The organism is Pseudomonas sp. AIG (genome assembly GCF_977020205.1).
In genome coordinates this window covers 44069-67560 of the sequence record NZ_CDROCK010000034.1, presented here as the reverse complement: position 1 = coordinate 67560, position 23492 = coordinate 44069, and the positions used below count along the sequence as shown (strand labels likewise).

Annotated in this window: 19 protein-coding genes; 12 read left to right on the top strand and 7 right to left on the bottom strand. The window is 60.4% G+C overall.

The features are described from left to right. Positions 1-23 precede the first annotated feature (23 nt). The 6 genes from ACWR1S_RS19415 to ACWR1S_RS19390 form a co-directional block, all read right to left on the bottom strand. The gene (locus tag ACWR1S_RS19415) at positions 24-812 is read right to left on the bottom strand and encodes a DUF4123 domain-containing protein (protein ID WP_454564625.1); all 789 of its coding nucleotides are present in this window, start codon (positions 810-812) and stop codon (positions 24-26) included. After that, complete coding sequence (locus ACWR1S_RS19410; protein ID WP_454564624.1) at positions 809-2146, bottom strand: type VI secretion system Vgr family protein; 1338 nt, start codon at positions 2144-2146, stop codon at positions 809-811. The genes ACWR1S_RS19415 and ACWR1S_RS19410 overlap by 4 nt, the downstream gene beginning before the upstream one ends. Positions 2147-2379: 233 nt before the next feature. Then, positions 2380-4293 (bottom strand): arginine decarboxylase, encoded by a 1914-nt coding sequence (gene speA, locus ACWR1S_RS19405; protein ID WP_371042380.1) that lies wholly within the window; start codon positions 4291-4293, stop codon positions 2380-2382. A 219-nt stretch (positions 4294-4512) separates the two neighbouring features. After that, positions 4513-4884, bottom strand: coding sequence for a translation initiation factor Sui1 (locus ACWR1S_RS19400; protein ID WP_016984929.1), 372 nt, complete (start codon positions 4882-4884; stop codon positions 4513-4515). A 284-nt stretch (positions 4885-5168) separates the two neighbouring features. Next, positions 5169-5726 (bottom strand): NUDIX hydrolase, encoded by a 558-nt coding sequence (locus ACWR1S_RS19395; protein ID WP_454564623.1) that lies wholly within the window; start codon positions 5724-5726, stop codon positions 5169-5171. Positions 5727-5729: 3 nt separating this feature from the next. Next, positions 5730-6797, bottom strand: a complete 1068-nt coding sequence (locus ACWR1S_RS19390; RefSeq protein WP_454564622.1) for a DUF2333 family protein — start codon at positions 6795-6797, stop codon at positions 5730-5732. Between the two features lie 435 nt (positions 6798-7232). On the opposite strand from ACWR1S_RS19390, the gene gcbA reads away from it, so the two are divergent. The 5 genes from gcbA to accC all read left to right on the top strand — a co-directional run bounded on the left by gcbA (position 7233) and on the right by accC (position 13478). Further along, on the top strand, positions 7233-8903 hold the full coding sequence (gene gcbA, locus ACWR1S_RS19385; RefSeq protein WP_034151562.1) for a diguanylate cyclase GcbA: 1671 nt from the start codon (positions 7233-7235) through the stop codon (positions 8901-8903). A 51-nt stretch (positions 8904-8954) separates the two neighbouring features. Beyond that, the gene (locus ACWR1S_RS19380; protein ID WP_454564621.1) at positions 8955-10901 is read left to right on the top strand and encodes a methyl-accepting chemotaxis protein; all 1947 of its coding nucleotides are present in this window, start codon (positions 8955-8957) and stop codon (positions 10899-10901) included. 241 nt (positions 10902-11142) lie between these two features. Next, a complete protein-coding gene (aroQ, locus tag ACWR1S_RS19375; RefSeq protein WP_007914604.1) occupies positions 11143-11595 on the top strand; it encodes a type II 3-dehydroquinate dehydratase in 453 nt (150 codons plus the stop codon). 48 nt (positions 11596-11643) lie between these two features. Next, on the top strand, positions 11644-12102 hold the full coding sequence (accB, locus tag ACWR1S_RS19370) for an acetyl-CoA carboxylase biotin carboxyl carrier protein (RefSeq protein WP_064117265.1): 459 nt from the start codon (positions 11644-11646) through the stop codon (positions 12100-12102). A 17-nt stretch (positions 12103-12119) separates the two neighbouring features. Continuing rightward, positions 12120-13478, top strand: coding sequence for an acetyl-CoA carboxylase biotin carboxylase subunit (accC, locus tag ACWR1S_RS19365; protein ID WP_077570780.1), 1359 nt, complete (start codon positions 12120-12122; stop codon positions 13476-13478). 3 nt (positions 13479-13481) lie between these two features. Here the strand turns inward: accC and ACWR1S_RS19360 are convergent, their stop codons facing one another. Next, positions 13482-13628: a hypothetical protein gene (locus ACWR1S_RS19360; protein WP_454564620.1), complete on the bottom strand. Its 147-nt coding sequence runs from the start codon at positions 13626-13628 to the stop codon at positions 13482-13484. A gap of 87 nt (positions 13629-13715) precedes the next feature. Here ACWR1S_RS19360 and prmA point away from each other — a divergent pair, with 87 nt between their 5' ends. The 7 genes from prmA (at position 13716) to ACWR1S_RS19325 (ending at position 23428) form a co-directional block, all read left to right on the top strand. Further along, on the top strand, positions 13716-14594 hold the full coding sequence (prmA, locus tag ACWR1S_RS19355; RefSeq protein ID WP_150652410.1) for a 50S ribosomal protein L11 methyltransferase: 879 nt from the start codon (positions 13716-13718) through the stop codon (positions 14592-14594). 30 nt (positions 14595-14624) lie between these two features. Then, positions 14625-15902 (top strand): DUF3426 domain-containing protein, encoded by a 1278-nt coding sequence (locus ACWR1S_RS19350; protein WP_454564619.1) that lies wholly within the window; start codon positions 14625-14627, stop codon positions 15900-15902. 185 nt (positions 15903-16087) lie between these two features. Continuing rightward, the gene (dusB, locus tag ACWR1S_RS19345) at positions 16088-17098 is read left to right on the top strand and encodes a tRNA dihydrouridine synthase DusB (protein WP_034151568.1); all 1011 of its coding nucleotides are present in this window, start codon (positions 16088-16090) and stop codon (positions 17096-17098) included. Then, positions 17095-17415: a DNA-binding transcriptional regulator Fis gene (gene fis / locus ACWR1S_RS19340; protein ID WP_003221275.1), complete on the top strand. Its 321-nt coding sequence runs from the start codon at positions 17095-17097 to the stop codon at positions 17413-17415. Before dusB ends, fis begins: the two co-directional genes overlap by 4 nt. 83 nt (positions 17416-17498) lie before the next feature. Beyond that, positions 17499-19106, top strand: coding sequence for a bifunctional phosphoribosylaminoimidazolecarboxamide formyltransferase/IMP cyclohydrolase (gene purH / locus ACWR1S_RS19335; RefSeq protein WP_095047355.1), 1608 nt, complete (start codon positions 17499-17501; stop codon positions 19104-19106). Between the two features lie 149 nt (positions 19107-19255). Then, positions 19256-20551, top strand: a complete 1296-nt coding sequence (gene purD / locus ACWR1S_RS19330; RefSeq protein ID WP_102899391.1) for a phosphoribosylamine--glycine ligase — start codon at positions 19256-19258, stop codon at positions 20549-20551. 99 nt (positions 20552-20650) lie between these two features. After that, a complete protein-coding gene (locus ACWR1S_RS19325) occupies positions 20651-23428 on the top strand; it encodes a response regulator (RefSeq protein ID WP_454564618.1) in 2778 nt (925 codons plus the stop codon). The last annotated feature ends 64 nt before the right edge of the window (positions 23429-23492 follow it).

Here is a 23492-nt window from a genome sequence, read left to right as displayed (position 1 = left end):
ACGCGCCGAACCTCGTCTCAGGACTAATCGCCGCGCCACTGGCGCCGCACATGGTCAAGCCGCTGTTGCTGGGTCAGCCCCACCGGCGGTGGCACCAGAACGGCACGCGGATGCAGCAAGCGTAGCCATAACCAGCCATCGAGCACGGTGCGGTCGCTGAATCCCAGCGCCAGGCCTTGTTGAACATGGGAGGACATCGTCGCGTAATCGGTTCCCAATGATTGGCACCAGCGCCAGATGTGCTGCTCCAGCAAGCAGGTTTGCAAGCGTTCGCGCTGGCGCCGGGTCAGGCTTTCTTCGATGCTCAGCGGCTCGACGGCAAGCCCGGGGTTGCGCAACTGCTGCCAGCCCTGACTGCCAATCGCGCGGTCGGCCCAGGTGCCGCCGAACCAGCGCAACTGACGGATAGGTCCGAGCCAGCGGCTCAGCTCGGCGGCGTCGCACGCGTCGAAAAAATAGCTCGCCGTTTGCCGGTTGTAATAACTGAGCAAGGCCCGATGACTCAAACCGAACGACACCGTGAGCATGCGCTGCAAGTGGCTCAGCAGTTGTTGTGCCGAGGCCTCACTGCCCAGCAACAACCCGCGCCAGGTATTCGGGTCGCGGTGACACAACGCGGCCAATGCCGGGCAATCGCGCAACTCGATCAACACCGGACCGTGCTCGCTGACCGGCTCAAACTCGGTACCATCGAACAGCTTGAAGCTCCGTACGTCGGCAAAGGCCTGGCGCAATACCAGCAAGGCCTGCGGTGCGTCCGGGCCATCGAGCAACATCCATTGCGCCATGGGCTCAAGCGCTGCGCCACTCATGTTGCGCCGCTCTGTTCAAGGGCGGTGACCAGTCGACAACTGCACACCGGCTCTGCGCAGTGACTGAAACTGCCGCCGCCGGGGATCAGGCACAGCAGCAGCAACGGCTCACCGGACGCCAGCAATTGCTGCAAGCCGTCACTCACCAGGGTGTCAGGCAGTGGCGCCGCATCGTCGGTGTCAGTGAGGGCAAGTGGCGGTTGCAGTACACCGCTGATCATCGGCTGATCCGGATCACCCTCGAAAAAGCTCACCACCACCTCGACGCCATCGCTCAGCGCAGCCATTGGCGTTTGCGCCAGGGACGGCGCGAGTGGTAGCCAACAGTGACTCGGCGCGGCGCCTTCGCCTTGATAGAGCCAATCGAATTGCACCGCCACCGGGCGCAGACAATCGGGTTGCGGCTCATCGACTTCAACGACCCAGGCCCGTTGCAGGCTATGCATGCGCAGACGCGATGGCGCTGTGGTTGATGCACACGGGACTTGCAACGAACCGAACAGGCGGTTCGCGTAGGGAGGCTCGTGGGATGCATCGGCGCGATGTTCAATACGGGTCAGCAACCATGGGCGGTTGCAATCGGCAAAGGGATGACCGGCCAACCGCAGCCAATGACCGCTGCGCAACGCCGCCAGCTCACTCTGACCTTCGGCCCGTTGCACCCCCGCTGAATGGGCCTGAACGGTTTCTTGCAACTGCCATTGCCGCAGGGCAGGAACAGCGTGATGCCCGTCGTCCTCGCACTGATATCGCGCGACATCGGCCAACGGCAACTGCGCCGGTTCATCGGCAAAAACCAGGCAGTGCCGGTCACGGTGGTGTTCAAAGTAATAGTGAATCCGCGCGTGCGCGCACAAGCGCTGGAGCAGTTGCAGATCGGACTCGCGGTATTGGGTGCAGAACGTGTGGGCCGGGTAATCGCCGTGTAGCTCGAAGCGGCGCTGAGCACCGACAATTCCGTGCTCCCTGAGCACTTGTTCGATGATCTGCGGCACCGAACGGCCACTGAAAATTCGCTGGCTGAAGCGCAACTCAAGGCAACCCAGTTTCGGCCCCAGACGGATCCGGCTCAACCGCAAGCCTTGTCCATGCTCATGCTGGACCAGGCTCTGCAATTGCCCGTGCACGCCCTCCCCCGACGGCCCGAAACAGAGGAACGCCGAACGGTACAGCAGACCAGCAAGGTCCAGGTGCGGATCGTCGATCAACACATCGATCTCGAACGCAAAGGATTCGCTGAGGGCTTCGCTACCGGTAAAGGCCAGGACTTCGAAAGGGTCGGACAGGCCCGCTACATCGAGACGAAACGACGACTCGTTGACTGGATCGAACATGGGCGGATCTCTACAGGAGGGGCGGTCGGGGATTCTCGCCGAGAGCCATGGCCGAGTAGAGAGCTGAAGTACAACTTAGGAAATGACCTACGCGAAAAGCAGACCGGATGACTTTGCTGGCCGGGAATGCCAAGCAATTCGCGCAGATTTTGGGAGATATCCCACCGGGCCATCCGAATTTTCCACCAACTTCAGGAAAAATTCAGACAGCCCGGCGAGAGCGCCACCTGGCCTCAGGAAGACAGGTAGGAGGAACGGGTCAGACCCAGACGCAGGGCATCGAGAAATTGCGTGCGCTCGCTGGCACTGATGCGGGCACTGGCGCACTTGTCGCGGTAGTGGGTCATCAGTTCTTCCGGCGACAAGTGCACGTAACGCAGCATGTCTTCGATGGTGTCGTGGGTCTCGATGCCGGCGTGGTACACGCTGCCATCGGCGTTCTGGTAGATGTTCACCGAGTCGGTGTCACCGAACAGGTTGTGCATGTCGCCAAGGATTTCCTGATAGGCGCCGACCAGGAACACGCCCAGCAAGTAGTCTTCACCTTCATTCAAACCGTGGACCGGCAGGCTGGTTTCGATGCTCTGCTCATCGACGTACTGATTGATCTTGCCGTCGGAGTCGCAGGTCAGATCCTGCAGCACCGCGCGGCGCAGCGGCTCTTCGTCGAGACGGTGCAGCGGGATGATCGGCAGGACCTGATCAATCGCCCAAGTGTCCGGCAGGCTCTGGAACACCGAGAAGTTGCAGATGTACTTGTCGGCCAGCTTGTCGTTGAGCTCGTCGAGCACCTGACGGTGCGAACGCTGACGCGCTTTGAGTGAGTTGTGCAGGCGACGGCAGACAGCGAAGTAGCACTGCTCGGCCAGGGCTTTTTCAGCCAGGGTCAGCTTGCCGTCGGCGTACTGGGCGGCCACGTCGCTCATGTAGTGGGTGGCGCGCCAGTAGGTTTCGGTGACCATTTCGATGTCGGTCGGGCCGAGCAAATCAACCAGCCACTGCACGGTTTCCGGCAGCGATTCCTTGTTTTCGATCTGCGGGATTTCGTCGTTGTGCTTCTCGACGTCGGTGACCTGCACCACCAGCATCGCGTGGTGCGCGGTCAGCGAGCGGCCGCTTTCGGAGAAGATGTGCGGATGCGGCAGGGCCTGCGCGTCGCAGAATTCCTTGAGCATGCCGACCACAACACCGGCGTAATCGTCCATGTCGTAGTTGATCGAACTGGCGTTGCGCGAGTGCGTGCCGTCGTAGTCGACACCCAGACCGCCACCGACGTCGATGTGATCGACCGGCAGACCGAGGTTGCGCAATTCGCCGTAGTAACGGATCGCTTCCTTGAAGCCGTGCTGATAGTCAGCGAGGTTGGCGATCTGCGAACCCATGTGGAAGTGCAACAGGCGAATGCCCTGATCCAGACCGGCGGCGCGGAAGCGCTCGACCACCGACAGCAGTTGCGCCGCCGACAGACCAAACTTGGATTTTTCGCCACCGGTGTCGGCCCACTTCGACGACGCCAGCGACGACAGACGCACGCGCAGGCCGACCTGTGGCTTGACCTTCAGCGACGCGGCTTCTTCGATCACCAGACCGACTTCGGACTCTTTCTCGATGACGATGAAGACGTTGTGACCCAGCTTCTGGCCCATCAGCGCCAGGCGGATGAACTCGCGGTCCTTGTAACCGTTGCAGACGATGGTGCCGCCCTTCGGCGCCAGTGCCAGCACGGCCAGCAGCTCAGGTTTGGAGCCGGCTTCCAGGCCGATGGACACGTCCTGGGTGGCGATGATGTTCTCGATCACCGCTTCTTGCTGGTTAACCTTGATCGGGTACAGCGCGGTGTACTTGCTCTGGTATTCCAGACGCTCGATGTTCGAATCGAAAGCGCCGGTCAGCTGGCGGACACGGTCTTGCAGGATGTCGGGGAAGCGAACCAGCAACGGCAAGGACAAACCGCTTTTGCGCAGTTGATCGACTTGCTCGAACAGGTCGATAGGCGAGCTGCTCGGGCCGTTCGGACGAACTTCGACGCGACCGGCGTCATTGATCGCGAAATACCCGGCCCCCCAATGGCGAATCCCGTAAACACTGCGGCTGTCCGCAACTGTCCATTGGCTGCCATCGTCTTTGCGTGTGCGTCGTACGGACATCGAAGTCCCCTATAAAGAAGTCATAGTGCGTCGCCTGATCGCAGGCCGGCGCAGTCTAAAGTATGAAAATGACGGTTCGTCAGCGCGGCGGTAGACCGCACTGACTGCGTGGAGTTTAGAAACCGGTCATGAACAGGCTCTGTGAAAACCATGGAGACGACGCCGGATCTGAAGTGTTTCAGCGCCGGATCAAGCCGCAGGTGGTTTTCACAGAGGCTGCTAGCCGCCGGATTTCTTCGCTTTGAAACCGTGCTTGATCAGCTCAGCCAAGAGTAGCTCGACATGATCGCCCTGGATTTCGATGATGCCGTCTTTCAACGCCCCGCCGGTGCCGCAACGTTTCTTCAACGTTGTCGCCAACTCTTTGAGCGCGTCTTCGGCCAAAGGCACGCCGGTGATGGTGGTCACCGTCTTGCCGCCACGGCCCTTGCTCTCGCGACGCACGCGGGCAATGCCGTCCCCTGCCGGGATCACGGTTTGTTTGCAGATACAGGCGTCCACCGGCTGACTGCATTCCGGGCAATGACGACCTGCGTCGGTGGAAAATACCAGGCCACCTAAGGCGGCGAAGGATGCGGCTTTTTTGGCCACCGGCAATCCTCTTGGGAGGACAAAGACTGATCGCAACCTTGGGCAAGGTCAGCGACCGCGAAGCCCCACTCAGGCAGGGGCAGCGCTACTGCACCGATAAAGCGCCAAATGTAGGAGCTGTCGAGTGAAACGAGGCTGCGATCTTTTGATTTCGACGCCAAAACAAAAAATCAAAAGATCGCAGCCTGCGGCAGCTCCTACAAAAAGCACTCGCGGTGCAGCTTGAAAAGGTCGCGCAGTGTAACGGCAAAAATCCCGATTGCTAAGTGCCAATCGGCGCCAATTTATGTGTTCTTTGCGACGTCGCTTTGCTGCGCCTTCAGATAGCGCTTCAATGCGGCCAGAGAGTCCGGGCAATAAGGCTTCTGCTCGATTTCCTGCATGACTTGCCCGACCGGAATAAACCGCGCTTCCAGCACCTCCTCCGGCTGCAGTTTCAGCGGGCCGTCCCATACAGCGGAAAACGCCGAACACCACAGGCGATTGCCGGTGTCCTCGAAGTAGAAATGGTCATGGGCGGTCAACTCGACGCCGCTGACACCCAACTCTTCTTCCAGCTCTCGGGCCGCCGACTCGGCGTAAGTCTCATCGGCCTGCACCATGCCGCCTGCCGCGACATCCCAGTAACCCGGGTAAATCGCCTTGCTCAACGTGCGCCGGTGCACGCAAAGATCACCGGCGGAATTGAACAACATGATGTACGTGCCACGGCCGATCAGCCCACGCTCGCGCAAATCCGCGCGGACGAGAGCGCCGAGCAGGTTGTCCTGTTCGTCGACCCAGGCGATCTGTTCGGCATCCGAGGCGGCGCGATGGGCCGCCTCTTTGGCGTTCTGGCTCATGAATCAGCCCTGATTGAGCAGTTGACGCAAATCGATCACAGCAGCGTTGGCACGGGAAATATAGTTGGCCATGACCAGCGAGTGGTTGGCCAGCACGCCGAAGCCGCTTCCGTTAAGAATCATAGGACTCCAGACCGGTTCCTGCGAGGCCTCCAGTTCACGAATGATCTGACGCACGCTGACCGTGGCGTTCTTCTTCGCCAGCACATCGGCGAAATCGACTTCGATGGCGCGCAGCAGGTGCGACAGCGCCCAGGCCTGACCGCGTGCTTCGTAGAACACGTTGTCGATCTGCATCCACGGGGTCTCGACGACTTCCTCGTCAACCTGTGGCACTTCGCCGATGGCCGGCACTTCGGTTTTCAGTGCGGTGTTGAGTTTAACCCGGCCAACACTGGCCGACAGGCGTTGCGACAGCGAACCAAGACGAGTGCCGACATCGCCCAGCCAGTTGTTCAGGTTGTCGGCGCGGGCATAGAACAGCGCGTTTTTCTGGGTTGGATCAGACAGGCGAGCCTGATAACGGCTCAACGAGTTGATACCTTCCTGGTACTCCGACTCACTCGACGGCAGGATCCAGCTCTTGTTGTCGAAGTTGAAGCGCGGTTCGGCCTTGGCCAGATCGGCATCTTCCGCCGACTGCGATTGCGAACGGGCAAAGTCTTTACGCAGGGCACGGGTCAGGTCACGCACCTGCACCAGCACGCCGTATTCCCAGCTCGGTGTGTTATCCATCCACAGGCCTGGCGGGAAGCGGTCGTTGGAAATATAGCCGCCCGGCTTGTTGAGCAAGGTGCCGGCGACGGTCTTCAGGGTTTCGACCGTGGTGTAGCCGATCACCATTTTCTTGCCTTCTTTCTCGGCCGCCACTTGCGCGTTTTGTGCGACCGGAAACAGCGCCGGCTCCTGGCTCCAGTACCAGCCAAGGCCAATGGTCACCAGCAGGTAGATGCCGATCAGCGTGGCCAATGCACGGCTGAACAGCAATCCGCCAACATAGCTGCGGGTGGCCGACTTGGGCTCGGCGGCACGTTCAGGCGCGCTGCCCGCGCGGTTTTTCCAGTCCAGCATGGCGATATCCTTTCAATCACTTGGGTTCAACGGTTCGACCACAACCATACAACAACGTGCCAAGGCCGGGCACCCGCACGTAAAGATAAGCCGCAAATCATAGGGGCGAATGACGCTTCGATGCCGACTAAGGGAATCCCCGATGCCCGCGCCTCAGCCAATCGAATGGCAGGGTATTGAAAACCCTTGCAACGCTCATTCATCGCGTGGATGAAAGTCCGACTGACAACTCATCCCGATCGCCCTGATCCATCAGGGAGTGCCCGTCCCACGGGGGCTTGAGCGACGCCAAGGTCGAAAGCAAAACCCATCGGTCAGAAACTGAATGGTGACGCACTGCAGATTATTGACGTACGACACTCGTGTAAGGGAAAAGAGGTGCTAGCATAGAGCCACCAGTCGATCTCAGCATGCAGCCTAACTAGTAGTCAGGATATGACCGAGCCAGAAGACCCCAGCCGTGAGCGTCTCAAGCACCACTTTGCCCAGCGGGTAATTCATCAGGCACGTCAGATTCTTGAGATATGGCAGCGCCTGCAACGCAGTGAGTGGTCCACTGTCGACCTCGCCGAACTGAGCGAGGCCAACCTGCGCCTGCTGCGTTTTGCCGAGCGCTTCGAACAGCCGGAACACACTCAACTCGCGCGCCACATCAGCCAATCGCTGGAAGCGGTGGACGCCAATCGCGGCCGCCTCAGCAGTGGCCTGATCACCGACCTCAATCGCTTGATGCAGCGCTTGTCGCGCACTGGCCTGCGTCATGGCGATCAACTCGACCAGACCTTTCTGCCGCCACTGCGCAAGCCGATCTACGTGATGCTGCAGGATCACGATCGCGCCGAACGACTGGCCAAACAACTGGAGTTCTTCGGCCTGAGCGCTCAGGCGCTGGACAGTGTTTCAGCCTTCCGCTCATCAATGGTCGAGCGCCTGCCAGCGGCGATCGTCATGGACGTCGATTTCAGCGGCGCCGGTATCGGTCTGAAACTCGCCGCCGAAGCCCAGGTCGGCCTGGAAGAGCCGTTGCCGCTGCTGTTCTTCAGCCTGCACGAAACCGATACGCCGACTCGCCTCGCCGCCGTGCGCGCTGGCGGTCAGGAATTCCTCACCGGCACCCTCGAAGCCTCGAGCCTGCTGGAGAAAATCGAAGTCCTCACCTGCGTTGCCCAGTACGAGCCTTATAAAGTGTTGATCATCGACGACTCGCGCGCGCAGGCCTTGCACACCGAGCGCCTGCTCAACAGCGCCGGCATCGTCACCCGCACCTTGATCGAACCGATTCAGGCGATGGCCGAACTGGCGGATTTCCAGCCAGACCTGATCATCCTCGACATGTACATGCCGGCCTGCACCGGCACCGAGCTGGCCAAGGTGATTCGCCATAACGACCGCTATGTCAGCGTGCCGATCATTTACCTGTCGGCCGAAGACGATCTGGACAAGCAGCTCGACGCGATGAGCGAGGGCGGCGATGATTTTCTGACCAAACCGATCAAGCCGCGTCACCTGATCACCACCGTGCGTAACCGCGCCGCCCGGGCGCGTAACCTGAAAGCGCGAATGGTCCGTGACAGCCTCACCGGTTTGTATAACCACACGCACATTCTGCAATTGCTCGAAGACTGCTCGTTCCGCGCCCGCCGCGAGAATAAGCCGCTGAGCTTTGCCATGCTCGACATCGACCACTTCAAACGGGTCAACGACAGCCACGGCCACCCGATGGGCGACCGGGTGATCAAAAGCCTGGCGCTGTTTCTCAAACAGCGTTTGCGCAAGACCGACTTCATCGGCCGCTACGGCGGCGAAGAATTTGCCATCGTCATGCCCGACACGGATATAGAAGCGGCGCACAAAGTGCTCGACGAAATCCGCCAGCGCTTCGCCGAAATCCATTACCCGGCGCAGCCCCAGGATTTGTGGTGCACCTTCAGCGCTGGCGTGGTGGAAATGCACGACGACTGCGACAGCCTGATGATGGCCAGCCAGGCTGACGAGGCGCTGTACCGCGCCAAGGGTGCCGGACGCAATCGCGTGCAGACCGCGCGCGACTCAAAGCAAAGTGCCACTTTTTCATCGGATTCCACTGATTCGGTCATAACCCTGTAACAGAACCGCAATAAATTCAGGCGCTTACCATTTCTGCCGTGGGTAGCCGTCATGCGCCTGAAGTTGCTCACCAATCTCAATACGCTGCTGCTGGTCGCCGTGTGCCTCGCACTCGGCGCCACGCTGTGGTGGTCGCAAAAAGCCCTCGAACGCCCGTATCTGTTGATGCAGCGTTACCTGGGGCTGTCGCAGCAATTTCAGAACGAGGTGGCGCGCAACGTCGAGGATTACCTCGCCAGCGGTGACGCCTTGCGCCTGAGCAGCGCCGGTCAGGCCATCGACGGTTTGCACAAAGAACTCGGTGAACTGCCGCCAGCGCTGGCCGAAACGCTGCGCCCAAGCCTGTCGGGCCTGGATGAATTCAGCAAAACCGACCTGCTCGCGGCCGGCAAACTGGCCGGTGATCCGCAGGCCTTGCTGTTACAAGCCGAGCGCGAACTGAGCGCCAGCCTCGATCAGCTCAGCACCTACGCCAACGGTAACGCGGCTTATCTGGCGCCGCTGCTCGCCGCTTCGCAGCACGTGGGCAAGCTGTCGCTGGCAAGGGACAAACTGGTCAGCAGCGGGCGCAGTGAGCTAGCCGCCGATGTTGAGCGCGAAGTCACTAATATCCGCTCGCAGGCCCAAGCGATTGATGCCCTGCCCCTGCTCGGCGTCGTGGCCAAGAGTGAATCGGGCAGCGACGATTTCGCGGCGATGATGGGCATCGAGAACAGTGAAAAAGCCGTCGCGGAAGATGCCGGGGTCGGCCTCAAGCGTGAACTCAACAGTTTGCTGGGACGCTATCCGGCGGAGCTTGAGCGCACCCGCGATCAGATTCAGAAACGCGCCGACCTCAGCGCCGCCACTCACCAGAAAATCGCCGCCGTACAGCAGGCCATCGCCGGACTGGAACCGGTGGTGCGTGCGCAACATGGACAGATTCAATCAGAAGTGCGACTGATGCAGGGCGTGATGATCGGCTTGATTCTGCTGATCGCATTACTGATCGATACCTTGCAGCGCCGGCTCTCGCGCACTCTGACCAATCTGGCGCCAGCGCTTTCAACCTGGGCCGAAGGCGATTTCAGCCGCGATATCCAACTGGGCAAAACCAACCGTGAACTGCACGACATCGAAGCTTCGTTAAACCGTTTGCGTGCGTATCTGGTGGACCTGGTCGGCACCATTCGTGGCAATGCCGAACAGGTCGCAGGTAGCAGCCGTACGCTTGCCGAACTGAGTAACGACTTGCACAGCGGCGCCGAACATCAGGCCGGCGACACCGCGCTGATCCGCGATTCCCTCGGCGAACTCGAAGCGACCATCCAGCAGGTTGCCGGTGATGCACAGCAGGCCGCGGACGCCAGTCGTCACGCCGGCTTGGCGGTCGAGCATGGGCAAACGGTCATTGGCCAAAGCCTGACCGGCCTACATGCGTTGGTCGGTGAAGTTCAGGGCAACGCGCAGATGATCGAGCATCTGGCCGAAGAGTCGGCGACCATCGGCGGCGTGTTGACGGTGATTCGCTCGATTGCTGACCAGACTAATTTGCTGGCGCTGAACGCGGCGATTGAAGCGGCGCGTGCCGGGGAAATGGGTCGCGGGTTTGCCGTGGTAGCGGAAGAAGTACGCTCGCTGGCACAACGCACCGCTGGCGCGACAGCCGAAATTCAAACGCTGATCGCTGGCCTGCAAACCGCCGCCCGACAATCGGTCGAAGGCATGCGCGCGCAGGTCGAACACGCCGAAGCCACCGCCAATCAGGCGCAAGCGGCGGATGGTGCGCTGGATAAAATCGTCGGCGCGATCCAGACCATTTCCGACACGGCGATCCGCATCGCCGACGTGACAGCACAACAGAGCGGCGCAGTCAGTGAGATTCGCGATCACAGTGAGCGGATTCATCAGTTGGGTGGGGATAACCTGGTGCGTATCGGTCGCGGACGCGAACAGGGTGAGAATTTGCTGGTATTGGGCGGGCAATTGCATACAGCTGTTCAGGCATTTCGCGTCTGATAGACCGCCTTCGCGAGCAGGCTCGCTCCCACATTGGAATGCATACCCCTATGGGAGCGAACCTGCTCGCGAAGGCGTCAGTCCAGACACCACAAGTGACCGGATCAAATCACTTGGTCACATATTTCGCGCAAACATCGGCCATCGTGCTGGCTATTGCATAGAACTGGACAGTCACAAAGTCTTTGCGGCATAGTCGCCGGGTTCTGACGACTGCTCATTCATAACAAGGACTACGCAGATGGCAACCCTACTGGTGCTGCACGGCCCCAACCTGAACCTGCTCGGCACCCGCGAACCCGGCACTTACGGTTCAACGACCCTGGCGCAGATCAATCAGGATCTGGAGCGCCGCGCCCGTGAAGCCGGCCATCATCTGCTGTATCTGCAAAGCAATGCCGAGTACGAATTGATCGACCGCATCCACGCCGCACGCGGCGAAGGCGTCGATTTCATTCTGATCAATCCAGCAGCTTTTACGCACACAAGTGTCGCATTACGTGACGCGTTGCTGGGAGTGAGCATCCCATTCATCGAAGTGCATTTGTCCAACGTGCACAAACGCGAACCTTTCCGCCATCACTCTTACTTCTCCGACGTAGCGGTGGGAGTGATCTGCGGCCTTGGCGCCAGCGGTTACCGACTGGCCCTGGAGGCTGCACTAGAACAGCTTGAAACACAGGCAACGACTTGAACGACAAGCGTTAAGCGCCCCTGACCGACCCTTGGGAGTTGATGATTCATGGATATCCGTAAAGTTAAGAAACTGATCGAATTGCTGGAAGAGTCCGGCATCGACGAGCTCGAGATCAAGGAAGGCGAAGAGTCCGTACGCATCAGCCGTCACAGCAAGACCCCGGCTCAGCAGTACTACGCACCGGCTCCGATGCAAGCGCCGGCTGCCGCACCTGTTGCAGCAGCTCCAGTAGCTGCCGCTCCGGTTGCCGCTGCTGCTCCAGCGCTGAACGGCACTGTTGCCCGTTCGCCGATGGTCGGCACCTTCTACCGTAAATCTTCGCCAACCTCGCCGTCCTTCGTTGAAGTCGGCCAGACCGTGAAGAAAGGCGACACTCTGTGCATCGTCGAAGCCATGAAGATGATGAACCACATCGAAGCTGAAACCAGCGGTGTGATCGAGTCCATCCTCGTCGAAGACGGCCAGCCGGTTGAGTACGACCAACCGCTGTTCACCATCGTTTGAACTGCGGAGAGCCTTTGATGACTGCGAAGTTGGAAAAAGTTCTGATCGCTAACCGCGGTGAGATCGCCCTGCGGATTCTGCGTGCCTGCAAAGAGATGGGCATCAAGACCGTCGCCGTTTACTCCAAGGCCGACAAAGAGCTGATGCACCTGGGTCTGGCAGACGAATCCGTCTGCATCGGCCCGGCTTCTGCCGCGCACTCTTACTTGCACATCCCGGCCATCATCGCTGCCGCTGAAGTGACTGGCGCTACCGCCATTCACCCAGGCTACGGTTTCCTCGCGGAAAACGCCGATTTTGCCGAGCAGGTCGAGAACTCCGGCTTCGCTTTCATCGGCCCGAAAGCCGACACCATTCGCCTGATGGGCGACAAGGTCTCGGCCAAGCACGCGATGATCGAAGCGGGCGTACCCACCGTTCCTGGTTCTGACGGCCCGTTGCCGGAAGACGAAGAAACGGCGCTGCGCATCGGTCGTGAAGTCGGCTACCCGGTGATCATCAAAGCCGCTGGCGGCGGTGGTGGTCGCGGCATGCGTGTTGTGCACAAGGAAGAAGACCTGATCGCCTTCGCCAAACTGACCCGCACCGAAGCAGGCGCGGCGTTCGGCAACCCGATGGTGTATCTGGAAAAATTCCTGACCAACCCACGTCACGTGGAAGTCCAGGTTCTGTCCGACGGCCAGGGTCACGCGATCCATCTGGGCGACCGCGATTGCTCGCTGCAACGTCGTCACCAGAAAGTTCTCGAAGAAGCGCCGGCACCGGGCATCGACGAGAAAGCGCGCGAGGAAGTACTCGCTCGCTGCGTCAAGGCGTGCATCGACATCGGTTACCGTGGCGCCGGCACTTTCGAGTTCCTGTACGAGAACGGTCGTTTCTACTTCATCGAAATGAACACCCGTGTTCAGGTGGAGCACCCGGTTTCGGAAATGGTCACCGGTATCGACATCGTCAAGGAGATGCTCAGCATCGCCGCTGGCAACAAGCTGTCGTTCACCCAGGACGACGTGGTAATCCGCGGTCACTCGCTGGAATGCCGGATCAATGCTGAAGACCCGAAAACCTTCATGCCGAGCCCGGGCACGGTCAAGCATTTCCACGCGCCAGGCGGCAACGGCGTTCGCGTCGATTCGCACCTGTACAGTGGTTATGCGGTTCCGCCGAACTACGACTCGCTGATCGGCAAGCTGATCACTTACGGCGCCACCCGCGACGAAGCCATGGCGCGCATGCGCAATGCCCTGGACGAAATCGTGGTGGACGGGATCAAGACCAACATCCCGCTGCACCGTGATCTGGTTCGTGACGAAGGCTTCTGCAAGGGCGGTGTGAACATTCACTACCTCGAGCACAAGCTGGCTGGCGAGAAGCACTAAGCTTCAGCCCGCACCAGACAAAGCCGCCTTCGGGCGGCTTTGTTGTTTCTGCAGCAAAGTCAAAAGATCGCAGCCTTCGGCAGCTCCTACATTGGAATGCAAACTCCTGTAGGAGCTGCCGAAGGCTGCGATCTTTTGATCTTCAACCATGTTCGTGTTCTGCCGCGCGCTCGCGTAAACTTGCGCGCTTCTCGCCGGCCGCTAGGCTGCAATCAATATTTTTCAAAGGTGCCCGCCATGCCTTGGCTGCAAGTACGTCTCGCCATCAGCCCGGAACAAGCCGAAACCTACGAAGACGCTTTCCTTGAAGTGGGCGCCGTGTCGGTGACTTTCATGGACGCCGAAGATCAGCCGATCTTCGAACCGGAACTCAACACCACCCCACTGTGGGCGCACACGCACCTGCTGGCCCTGTTCGAGGGCGGCACCGAACCGGCACCGGTTCTGGCCCACCTGGAGCTGCTGACCGGCAGTCCGCTGCCTGAGCATCACAGCGAAGTCATCGAAGATCAGGACTGGGAACGCAGCTGGATGGACGGTTTCCAGCCGATGCGTTTCGGCCAGCGCCTGTGGATCGTGCCGAGCTGGCACGCTGCACCGGAACCTGACGCCGTCAATCTGCTGCTCGATCCGGGTCTGGCCTTCGGCACCGGCACCCACCCGACCACCGCACTGTGCCTGGAATGGCTCGACGGCCAGGATTTGAAAGACTGCAACGTGCTCGACTTCGGCTGCGGCTCGGGGATTCTGGCGATTGCCGCCCTGCTGCTCGGCGCCAAGGAAGCGGTCGGCACCGACATCGACGTGCAGGCGTTGGAAGCCTCACGCGACAACGCCGGGCGCAACAATATTGCCGAAGAGCTGTTCCCACTGTACCTGCCGGAAGATCTGCCGCAGGTTCAAGCTGACGTGCTGGTCGCCAACATTCTGGCTGGCCCACTGGTTTCCTTGGCACCGCAACTGTCCGGCCTGGTGAAATCCGGTGGGCGTCTGGCGCTGTCGGGCATCCTTGCCGAGCAAGGTGATGAAGTCGCCGCCGCTTATGCTCAGGACTTCGATCTCGACCCGATTGCCAATCGCGATGGCTGGGTGCGCATCACCGGCCGTCGGCGTTAATATGACCGCCTGCATAATCCGGATCGCCGCATGACCGACAGTTTCGTCACCCAGTGCCCGCATTGCCAAACCAGTTTCCGTGTCAGCCATGCTCAATTGAGCGTGGCCCGCGGGGTGGTTCGCTGCGGCTCCTGCCTGCAAGTGTTCAACGCGGCCAAACAGCTGCTGGAACAACACGCCGGCAAGGACGCGGTGACGCCGGTTGCGCCGTCGATTGTCGAACCGCCGCCGATTATCGAGGCCCCGCCCGTAGTCGAGCAGCCGGCCACCGTCGAACCGACCGCGCCGCGCGCCATCAGCCAAAAGCAGTGGAGCGCTTCGGAACTGGATCTCGACAGTCTCGATCTGGACGAAGAGCTCGCCCGCCTCGAACAACGGGAAATCCAGCCGACCACTGAGTTCGGACGTCCACGCGAAGATGCCCTGAGCGCACGCCGCGACAGCCCTGAACCGGATGAAGCGCTCTGGCGCGACAGCCTGTTCAGCGAGCGCGCCGATGAACACAAGGCCGAGCCCGAGGACGACGAGGCTGAAACCGCCGACATCGAACCGGTCAAATCAGAGCGCACCGAACCCTCGCTGTCGCTGGAACCAGTGGACCTGGATGACGAACCGGCGATCCCGCATCTGCGCCTGCACGACCCTATCGACCCGAATGCCCGCCGCGAACGCTTGTCGACCAGCGACGAAAGCGATGACGACGATTTGCCATCGATCGAACCGCCGCGCAAAAAGCGCGAGCGCGCAGAACCCGGCGTACGCGCTGAAGTCCTGCAGGACCTGACCGACGACCCGCTGCAACTGGACTGGCAGAAACGCCGTTCGCCGTGGGGTCGGCGCTTGCTATGGCTGGTATTGGTGTTGCTAGCAGCAGGCGGACTGGCCGCCCAGTACATCGCTTACCATTTCGATGAACTGGCCCGACAGGATCAATACCGCCCATGGTTCCAGCAAATCTGCCCGCAGATCGGCTGCACGGTGCCGTCCAAAGTCGATATCGCCCGAATCAAGAGCAGCAATCTGGTGGTGCGCAGCCATCCGGAGTTCAACGGTGCGCTGGTGGTCGACGCGATCATTTATAATCGCGCAACGTTCTCTCAGCCGTTTCCATTACTGGAGCTGCGCTTCGCCGACCTCAACGGTCACCTGATCGCCAGTCGTCGCTTCAAACCCGGCGAATACCTGAGAGGGGACCTCGAAGGTCTGGCGGAAATGCCGCCGCAGACGCCGATCCACATCGCGCTGGATATCCTCGACCCAGGCCCGAAAGCGGTGAATTACAGCCTGAGTTTTCACTCGCCCGAGTGAATCCCTGCGTCGCTTTCGAATTGACGACAGTTTTATGACTTTGCCAACTGCGACCAAACCGCTGGCGATAACAGAATAACTGTTCAGATTTTGTTCAATTCAGCCTTTATCCAGTCATCGAGAGCGGGTATCATGCCAACCCTTTTTCGAACTCTCATGATCCGGCCCCACCTCAGGGAAGTCCTATGTCGGCGGTACGCATCGGCCCATACACATTGCAGAACGGCTTGATTCTCGCCCCGATGGCGGGCGTCACCGATCAGCCCTTTCGTCAGCTGTGCAAGCGTTTGGGCGCAGGGCTTGTAGTCTCGGAAATGGTCACCAGTGACATGAGCCTGTGGAACACCCGCAAGTCGCGCATGCGCATGATCCACGAAGGCGATCCCGAGCCACGCTCGGTGCAGATTGCCGGTGGCGATGCGCAGATGCTGGCGGATGCAGCCCGGGCCAACGTTGAACTGGGCGCACAGATTATTGATATCAACATGGGTTGCCCGGCAAAGAAGGTCTGCAACAAGGCCGCCGGTTCCGCGTTGTTGAAAGATGAAGCACTGGTGACCGAGATCCTGCAGGCCGTTGTGGCTGCGGTAGATGTGCCGGTCACCCTGAAGATCCGCACGGGCTGGGATCGCGACAACAAGAACGGCCTGACCGTGGCGAAGATCGCCGAGCAGGCCGGGATCACCGCGCTGGCAGTGCATGGCCGCACTCGCGCCGATCTGTACACCGGTGAAGCCGAATACGACACGATTGCCGCGATCAAGCAGGCGGTGTCGATCCCGGTGTTTGCCAATGGCGATATCGATTCGCCGGAAAAGGCCCGTTACGTGCTTGACGCAACCGGGGCCGATGGTCTGTTGGTAGGCCGCGCCGCCCAAGGGCGGCCATGGATTTTTCGCGAGATCGAACACTTCCTGCGTACCGGCGAGAAATTGCCGGCACCGGAGCTGATCGAGGTGGAACACATACTGCTAGAGCATCTGGCCGCACTTCACGCTTTCTATGGGGATGTGATGGGCGTGCGCATTGCGCGCAAGCATGTGGGCTGGTATCTCGCAACCTTGCCGGGCGCCAGGGAGTTTCGCGCCCACTTCAATCGTTTGGATGGTACGGAAACACAATGCGCCAACGTTCGGGAGTTCTTCGCCGAGCGTTACAAGAGCCTGACAGGGGACGAAGAAGGGGTGGCCGCATGACGATGATGACCGAGACTTTAGTGAGTGGAACAGCACCCGTGAGCGACAACGTGAATTTGAAACAGCACCTCAATACCCCGAGCGAAGAAGGTCAGACCCTTCGCGGGAGTGTCGAGAAGGCGCTGCACAATTATTTCGCCCACCTTGAGGGCGCGTCCGTCACGGACGTGTACAACCTGGTGCTCTCCGAAGTCGAGGCGCCCCTGCTCGAAAGCGTGATGAACTACGTCAAGGGCAACCAGACCAAGGCCAGTGAGCTGCTGGGACTTAACCGCGGCACGCTGCGCAAGAAACTCAAGCAGTACGATCTGCTGTAAGCATTCAATCAAACCAGAAAGGCGCCCGCGTAAAAAACGGTCGCCTTTTTTGCTGACTTCCTTTGCTTTTGATGGAAATTGAGATGACCGACCAGACTACCCGCCTGCCGATCCGCCGCGCCTTGATCAGCGTTTCCGACAAGACCGGGATCCTCGAATTCGCCAAGGAGCTCGAAGCTCTGGGCGTCGAGATCCTCTCCACCGGCGGGACGTTCAAGCTGCTGCGCGACAACGGTGTTGCCGCAGTGGAAGTCGCGGATTACACCGGTTTCGCCGAGATGATGGACGGTCGGGTGAAAACCCTGCACCCGAAAATCCACGGCGGCATCCTCGGTCGTCGCGGTATCGACGACGCGATCATGAGCGAGCACGGCATCAAGCCGATCGATCTGGTTGCCGTTAACCTCTACCCGTTCGAAGCCACGATCAACAAGCCAGGCTGCGACCTGCCGACCGCGATCGAGAACATCGACATCGGCGGCCCGACCATGGTCCGTTCGGCGGCGAAAAACCACAAAGACGTAGCGATCGTGGTGAATGCCAGCGATTACGCCAGCGTGCTCGAAGGCCTCAAGGCCGGCGGCCTGACCTACGCTCAGCGTTTCGACCTGATGCTCAAGGCGTTCGAACACACGGCTGCCTACGACGGCATGATCGCCAACTACATGGGCACTGTGAATCAGGCGGCTGAAACCCTGAGCACTGAAGGCCGCAGCGAATTCCCGCGCACCTTCAACAGCCAGTTCATCAAGGCCCAGGAAATGCGCTACGGCGAGAACCCGCACCAGAGCGCGGCGTTCTACGTGGAAGCCAAACCTGCTGAAGTCGGCATCGCCACCGCGACCCAACTGCAAGGCAAAGAGCTGTCGTACAACAACGTGGCCGACACCGACGCCGCGCTGGAATGCGTGAAGAGCTTCGTCAAGCCAGCCTGCGTGATCGTCAAGCACGCCAACCCATGCGGCGTGGCGGTCAGCCCGGACGCTGAAGGCGGCATCCGTCAGGCTTACGAACTGGCTTACGCCACCGATACTGAATCGGCGTTCGGCGGCATCATCGCCTTCAACCGTGAACTGGATGCCGAGACCGCCAAAGCGATCGTCGAGCGTCAGTTCGTTGAAGTGATCATCGCCCCAAGCGTCAGCGCAGAAGCCCGCGCCATTGTTGCGGCAAAAGCCAATGTGCGCCTGCTGGCGTGCGGCGAGTGGTCGGCTGACCGCGCCGCTGCCTGGGACTACAAGCGCGTCAACGGCGGCCTGCTGGTACAGAGCCGCGACATCGGCATGATCAGCGCCGATGACCTGAAAGTCGTGACCAAACGCGCGCCGACCGAACAGGAAATCCACGACCTGATCTTCGCCTGGAAAGTCGCCAAGTACGTGAAGTCCAACGCCATCGTCTACGCCAAGAACCGTCAGACCATCGGTGTCGGCGCTGGCCAGATGAGCCGCGTAAACTCGGCACGTATTGCCGCGATCAAGGCTGAGCACGCTGGCCTGCAAGTTGCCGGTTCGGTGATGGCCTCCGACGCATTCTTCCCGTTCCGCGACGGCCTGGACAACGCGGCCAAGGTTGGGATCACTGCAGTGATCCAGCCAGGTGGCTCGATGCGTGATGCTGAAGTGATTGCCGCTGCTGATGAAGCCGGCATCGCCATGGTGTTCACCGGCATGCGCCACTTCCGTCACTGATTATTGCTTGATCGTACCCACGCTCTGCGTGGGCACGCAGCCCGGGACGCTCCGCGTCCCTCGGACGCAGAGCGTCCGTAGAGGCATTCCCACGCAGAGCGTGGGAACGATCAGCCCCCACAGAATTAGCGTCATCCGAGGTTTTTGAAATGAATGTTTTGATCATTGGCAGCGGTGGCCGTGAACACGCCCTGGCCTGGAAAGTGGCTCAGGATCCGCGCGTGCAGAAGGTGTTCGTCGCACCGGGCAACGCTGGCACCGCCATTGAAGCCAAGTGCGAGAACGTCGCCATCGACGTATTGGCCCTTGAGCAATTGGCCGACTTTGCCGAGAAAAACGTTTCCCTGACCATTGTGGGTCCGGAAGTGCCGCTCGTAGCTGGCGTTGTCGATCTGTTCCGCTCCCGTGGACTGGATTGCTTCGGTCCGACTGCCGGTGCCGCGCAGCTGGAAGGTTCGAAAGCCTTCACCAAGGATTTCCTCGCGCGCCACAAGATCCCGACCGCCGACTACCAGAACTTCACCGAGATCGAGCCAGCCCTGGCTTATCTGCGTGAAAAAGGCGCACCGATCGTGATCAAGGCCGACGGCCTCGCCGCCGGCAAAGGTGTGATCGTCGCCATGACCCTGGCTGAAGCCGAAGACGCCGTGCGCGACATGCTCGCCGGCAACGCTTTCGGTGACGCCGGTTCGCGCGTGGTCATCGAAGAATTCCTCGACGGCGAAGAAGCTTCGTTCATCGTCATGGTCGACGGCAAGAACGTGCTGCCGATGGCCACCAGCCAGGACCACAAACGTGTTGGCGACGGCGACAGCGGCCCGAACACCGGCGGCATGGGTGCCTACTCCCCTGCCCCGGTGGTCACTGCCGACGTGCACCAGCGCGTGATGGATCTGGTGATCTGGCCGACCGTGCGTGGCATGGCTGAAGAAGGCAATGTCTACACCGGTTTCCTCTACGCCGGTCTGATGATCGACAAGGCCGGTAACCCGAAGGTTATCGAGTTCAACTGCCGTTTCGGCGATCCGGAAACCCAACCGGTGATGCTGCGTCTGCAATCGAGCCTGGTGCTGCTGGTTGAAGCCGCTCTGGCGCAAGCACTGGACAAGGTTGAAGCACAGTGGGATCCACGCCCGAGCGTCGGCATCGTGCTGGCTGCTGGCGGCTACCCGGGCGACTACGCCAAGGGCGCGACGATCAACGGTCTGGATGCAGCCGCCAGCCTGGAAGGCAAAGTCTTCCACGCCGGTACTGCACTGAAAGACGGCAACGTCGTCACTGCCGGCGGTCGCGTACTGTGCGCCACTGCAATGGGCGCCAGCGTCGGTGAAGCGCAGCAGCAAGCCTACAAGCTGGCGGCCGCCATCGACTGGGAAGGCTGCTTCTACCGCAAGGACATTGGCTACCGCGCCATTGCCCGTGAACGTGGCGAAACCCAGGAATAAGCTGTACCTCAAGCCCGGCGAGGGATACCGTTCCTCGCCGGGCTGTTCCGCCGCCGCGCATCGTTATATTCTGGCATCAACCTACGAAGGGATTTCGCCGTGCGCTGGCTCAGGATTGCCATAAGCTTCACCGTCACGTTGCTGACCTTGCTCTGCATGCTCCCGGCCCAGGCCGCGCAAGGCAGTGGCTGGTCGGTATTGCTCGACGATCAGGGCAATCTGCAACTGAGCGACATCCGCTCCCCTCGCTACACCAATCAATTCAGCCCCATCGACCTTGACCGCCTCACCGCGTCCGAGCCCAATGGCGCCTTGTGGCTGCGTTTCAGGTTGGCGCCGGGCAAGCACGAACAAGTGCTACGGATCTTCGCCCCTGACCTGTCACAACTCAGTCTTTATGTGCTCGACGGTGACAAGCTGATCGAGCAACGCAATACCGGCACCGATCAGCCCCAGGCTGAACGGCCGTTGCCGAGCAGCGACTTCATGCTGGCGTTGCCGCAAAGTGACAAGTCCCTCGACGTCTATCTGCGCCTGGTGTCCGATCATCAGTTGCGTCCGCACGTCACCCTGCAATCAGCGGTGATGAGCGCGGCCAACCACAATCAGACGCTGGTCTTCGGTTTGCTGTTCGGTTGCCTCGGCATGCTGCTGCTGCACAATCTGGTGCGCTACGCCTATTCCCGTTCGCGCAGCAGCTTGTGGCTGGCGGTCTGCGAAGGCCTGTTGGGCCTGAGTCTGTTGTTGCTGCTCAACCTCGCCGGCCCCTGGCTGCCAAACTGGCATGCGGTGCAAACGCCGGGCGCCTATCTGGCGTTGCTGCTGACGGCGCCGGCCGGGTTGATGTTCGCCTATCGCTTCTTCGCCCCGCTCGGCCCGCACCCGCTGAACAAGCTGTTGATTGGCGACATCCTGTTTATCGTGACCTGCAGCCTGTTGCTGCTGTTCGTCAACACCCTGCCGCTGAACATCATCACTTATGCACTGGTGGCGCTGGCCGGCCTGAGCATGTTGTTCGTCGCGTTCTATCACTGGCAGAAGGGCTACCGTCCGGCGCGCTTGTTCGTCGCGGCGATGGTGGTGTTCAACATCGGTTCGCTGATCATCTTGCCTGCGCTGCTGGGGCTGACGCTGGTGTCACCGCAAGGCCTGATCATGACCCTGATGGCATTCATCTGCATCAGTGGTCTGTTGATGAGCATCGCTCTGGGTGAACGTCAGCGCAGCATCACCGAAAGCCGTTTCAGCGTCAGCCGCGACCTTGCCGCGAGCAATGCCGAGATCAATGCCAAAGCCGAATTCCTTGCCAAGATCAGCCACGAAATCCGCACCCCCATGAACGGCGTGCTGGGCATGACCGAACTGCTGCTGGGCACGCCCCTTTCGGTCAAGCAACGCGACTACGTACAGACCATTCATAGCGCCGGCAACGAACTGCTGACGCTGATCAACGAAATCCTCGACATCTCCAAGCTCGAATCCGGGCAGATCGAACTGGACGACGTGCAGTTCGACCTCAATGCCTTGATCGATGACTGCCTGAGCATCTACCGCGCCAAGGCCGAACAGCAGAACGTCGAACTGATCAGCTTCATCCAGCCACAAGTGCCGCGAGTGATCAGCGGCGACCCGACCCGCCTGCGCCAGACGCTGCTGAGCCTGCTGGAAAACGCCCTGAAGAAAACCGATGAAGGCGAAGTGCTGATCGTCGTCGCGCTCGACGAACGCAGCAGCAAACCACGCCTGCGCATTGCCGTGCAGGACAGTGGCGCGCCAATGGAGCAGGAAGAACGCGACGCGCTGATGCACGCCGAGCTGCACAGCAAGCACTTCCTCTCGGCGAATCGCTTGGGCGGCAATCTCGGGCTGGTCATCGCGCGGCAACTTATTCGTTTGATGCAGGGCGAATTCGGCATCAAGAGCGGCGCCAGTCAGGGCAGCACGCTGTGGCTGACCCTGCCACTGGACCCCGATCGCCTCGAACACCCGACCTCCGATCTCGACAGTCCGCTGCAAGGCGCACGGGTGCTGGTGGTCGACGACAACGATACCTGCCGCAAAGTGCTGGTTCAGCAATGCAGTGCGTGGGGGCTGAATGTCAGCGCCGTGCCTTCCGGCAAGGAAGCTTTAGCCCTGCTGCGAACCAAGGCGCACTTGCGTGATTACTTTGATGTGGTGCTGCTCGATCAGAACATGCCGGGCATGACCGGCATGCAGCTCGCGGCCAAGATCAAGGAAGACCCAAGCCTGAACCACGACATCCTGCTGATCATGCTCACCGGCATCAGCAATGCGCCGAGCAAGATCATCGCGCGCAACTCGGGGATCAAACGCATCCTCGCCAAACCGGTGGCCGGCTACACCCTCAAGACCACCCTGGCCGACGAACTCAACCAGCGCAACAAAGGCCAAGTAGTGTTCCAGCCGCAAGTGGTCACCCCGGCCACGGCTGCCAAAGTGCCGAGCGACTTCCGCATCCTCGTTGCCGAAGACAACACGATTTCGACCAAAGTGATTCGCGGCATGCTCGGCAAACTCAACCTGCAACCGGACACCGCTGCCAACGGCGAAGAAGCCCTGCAAGCGATGAAAGCCCAGCGTTACGACCTGGTGTTGATGGACTGCGAAATGCCGATCCTCGATGGTTTCTCGGCGACCCAGCAACTGCGCGCCTGGGAAGTCAGCAACCAACGCATTCGCACACCGATCGTGGCGTTGACGGCGCATATTCTCGCCGAACATAAAGAGCGCGCGCGTCAGGCCGGGATGGATGGACACATGTCCAAGCCAGTGGAGTTGTCGCAATTGCGCGAGCTGATCGAGCATTGGGTTGCTCAGCGAGATCAGCAGAACCGGGCCACGACGCCAACCTCCTGAGCCGACAGACCCCGTAACGCCTGATAGACTCCCCCACGACTTCCCTCGCCAGTGAGCTTGCACC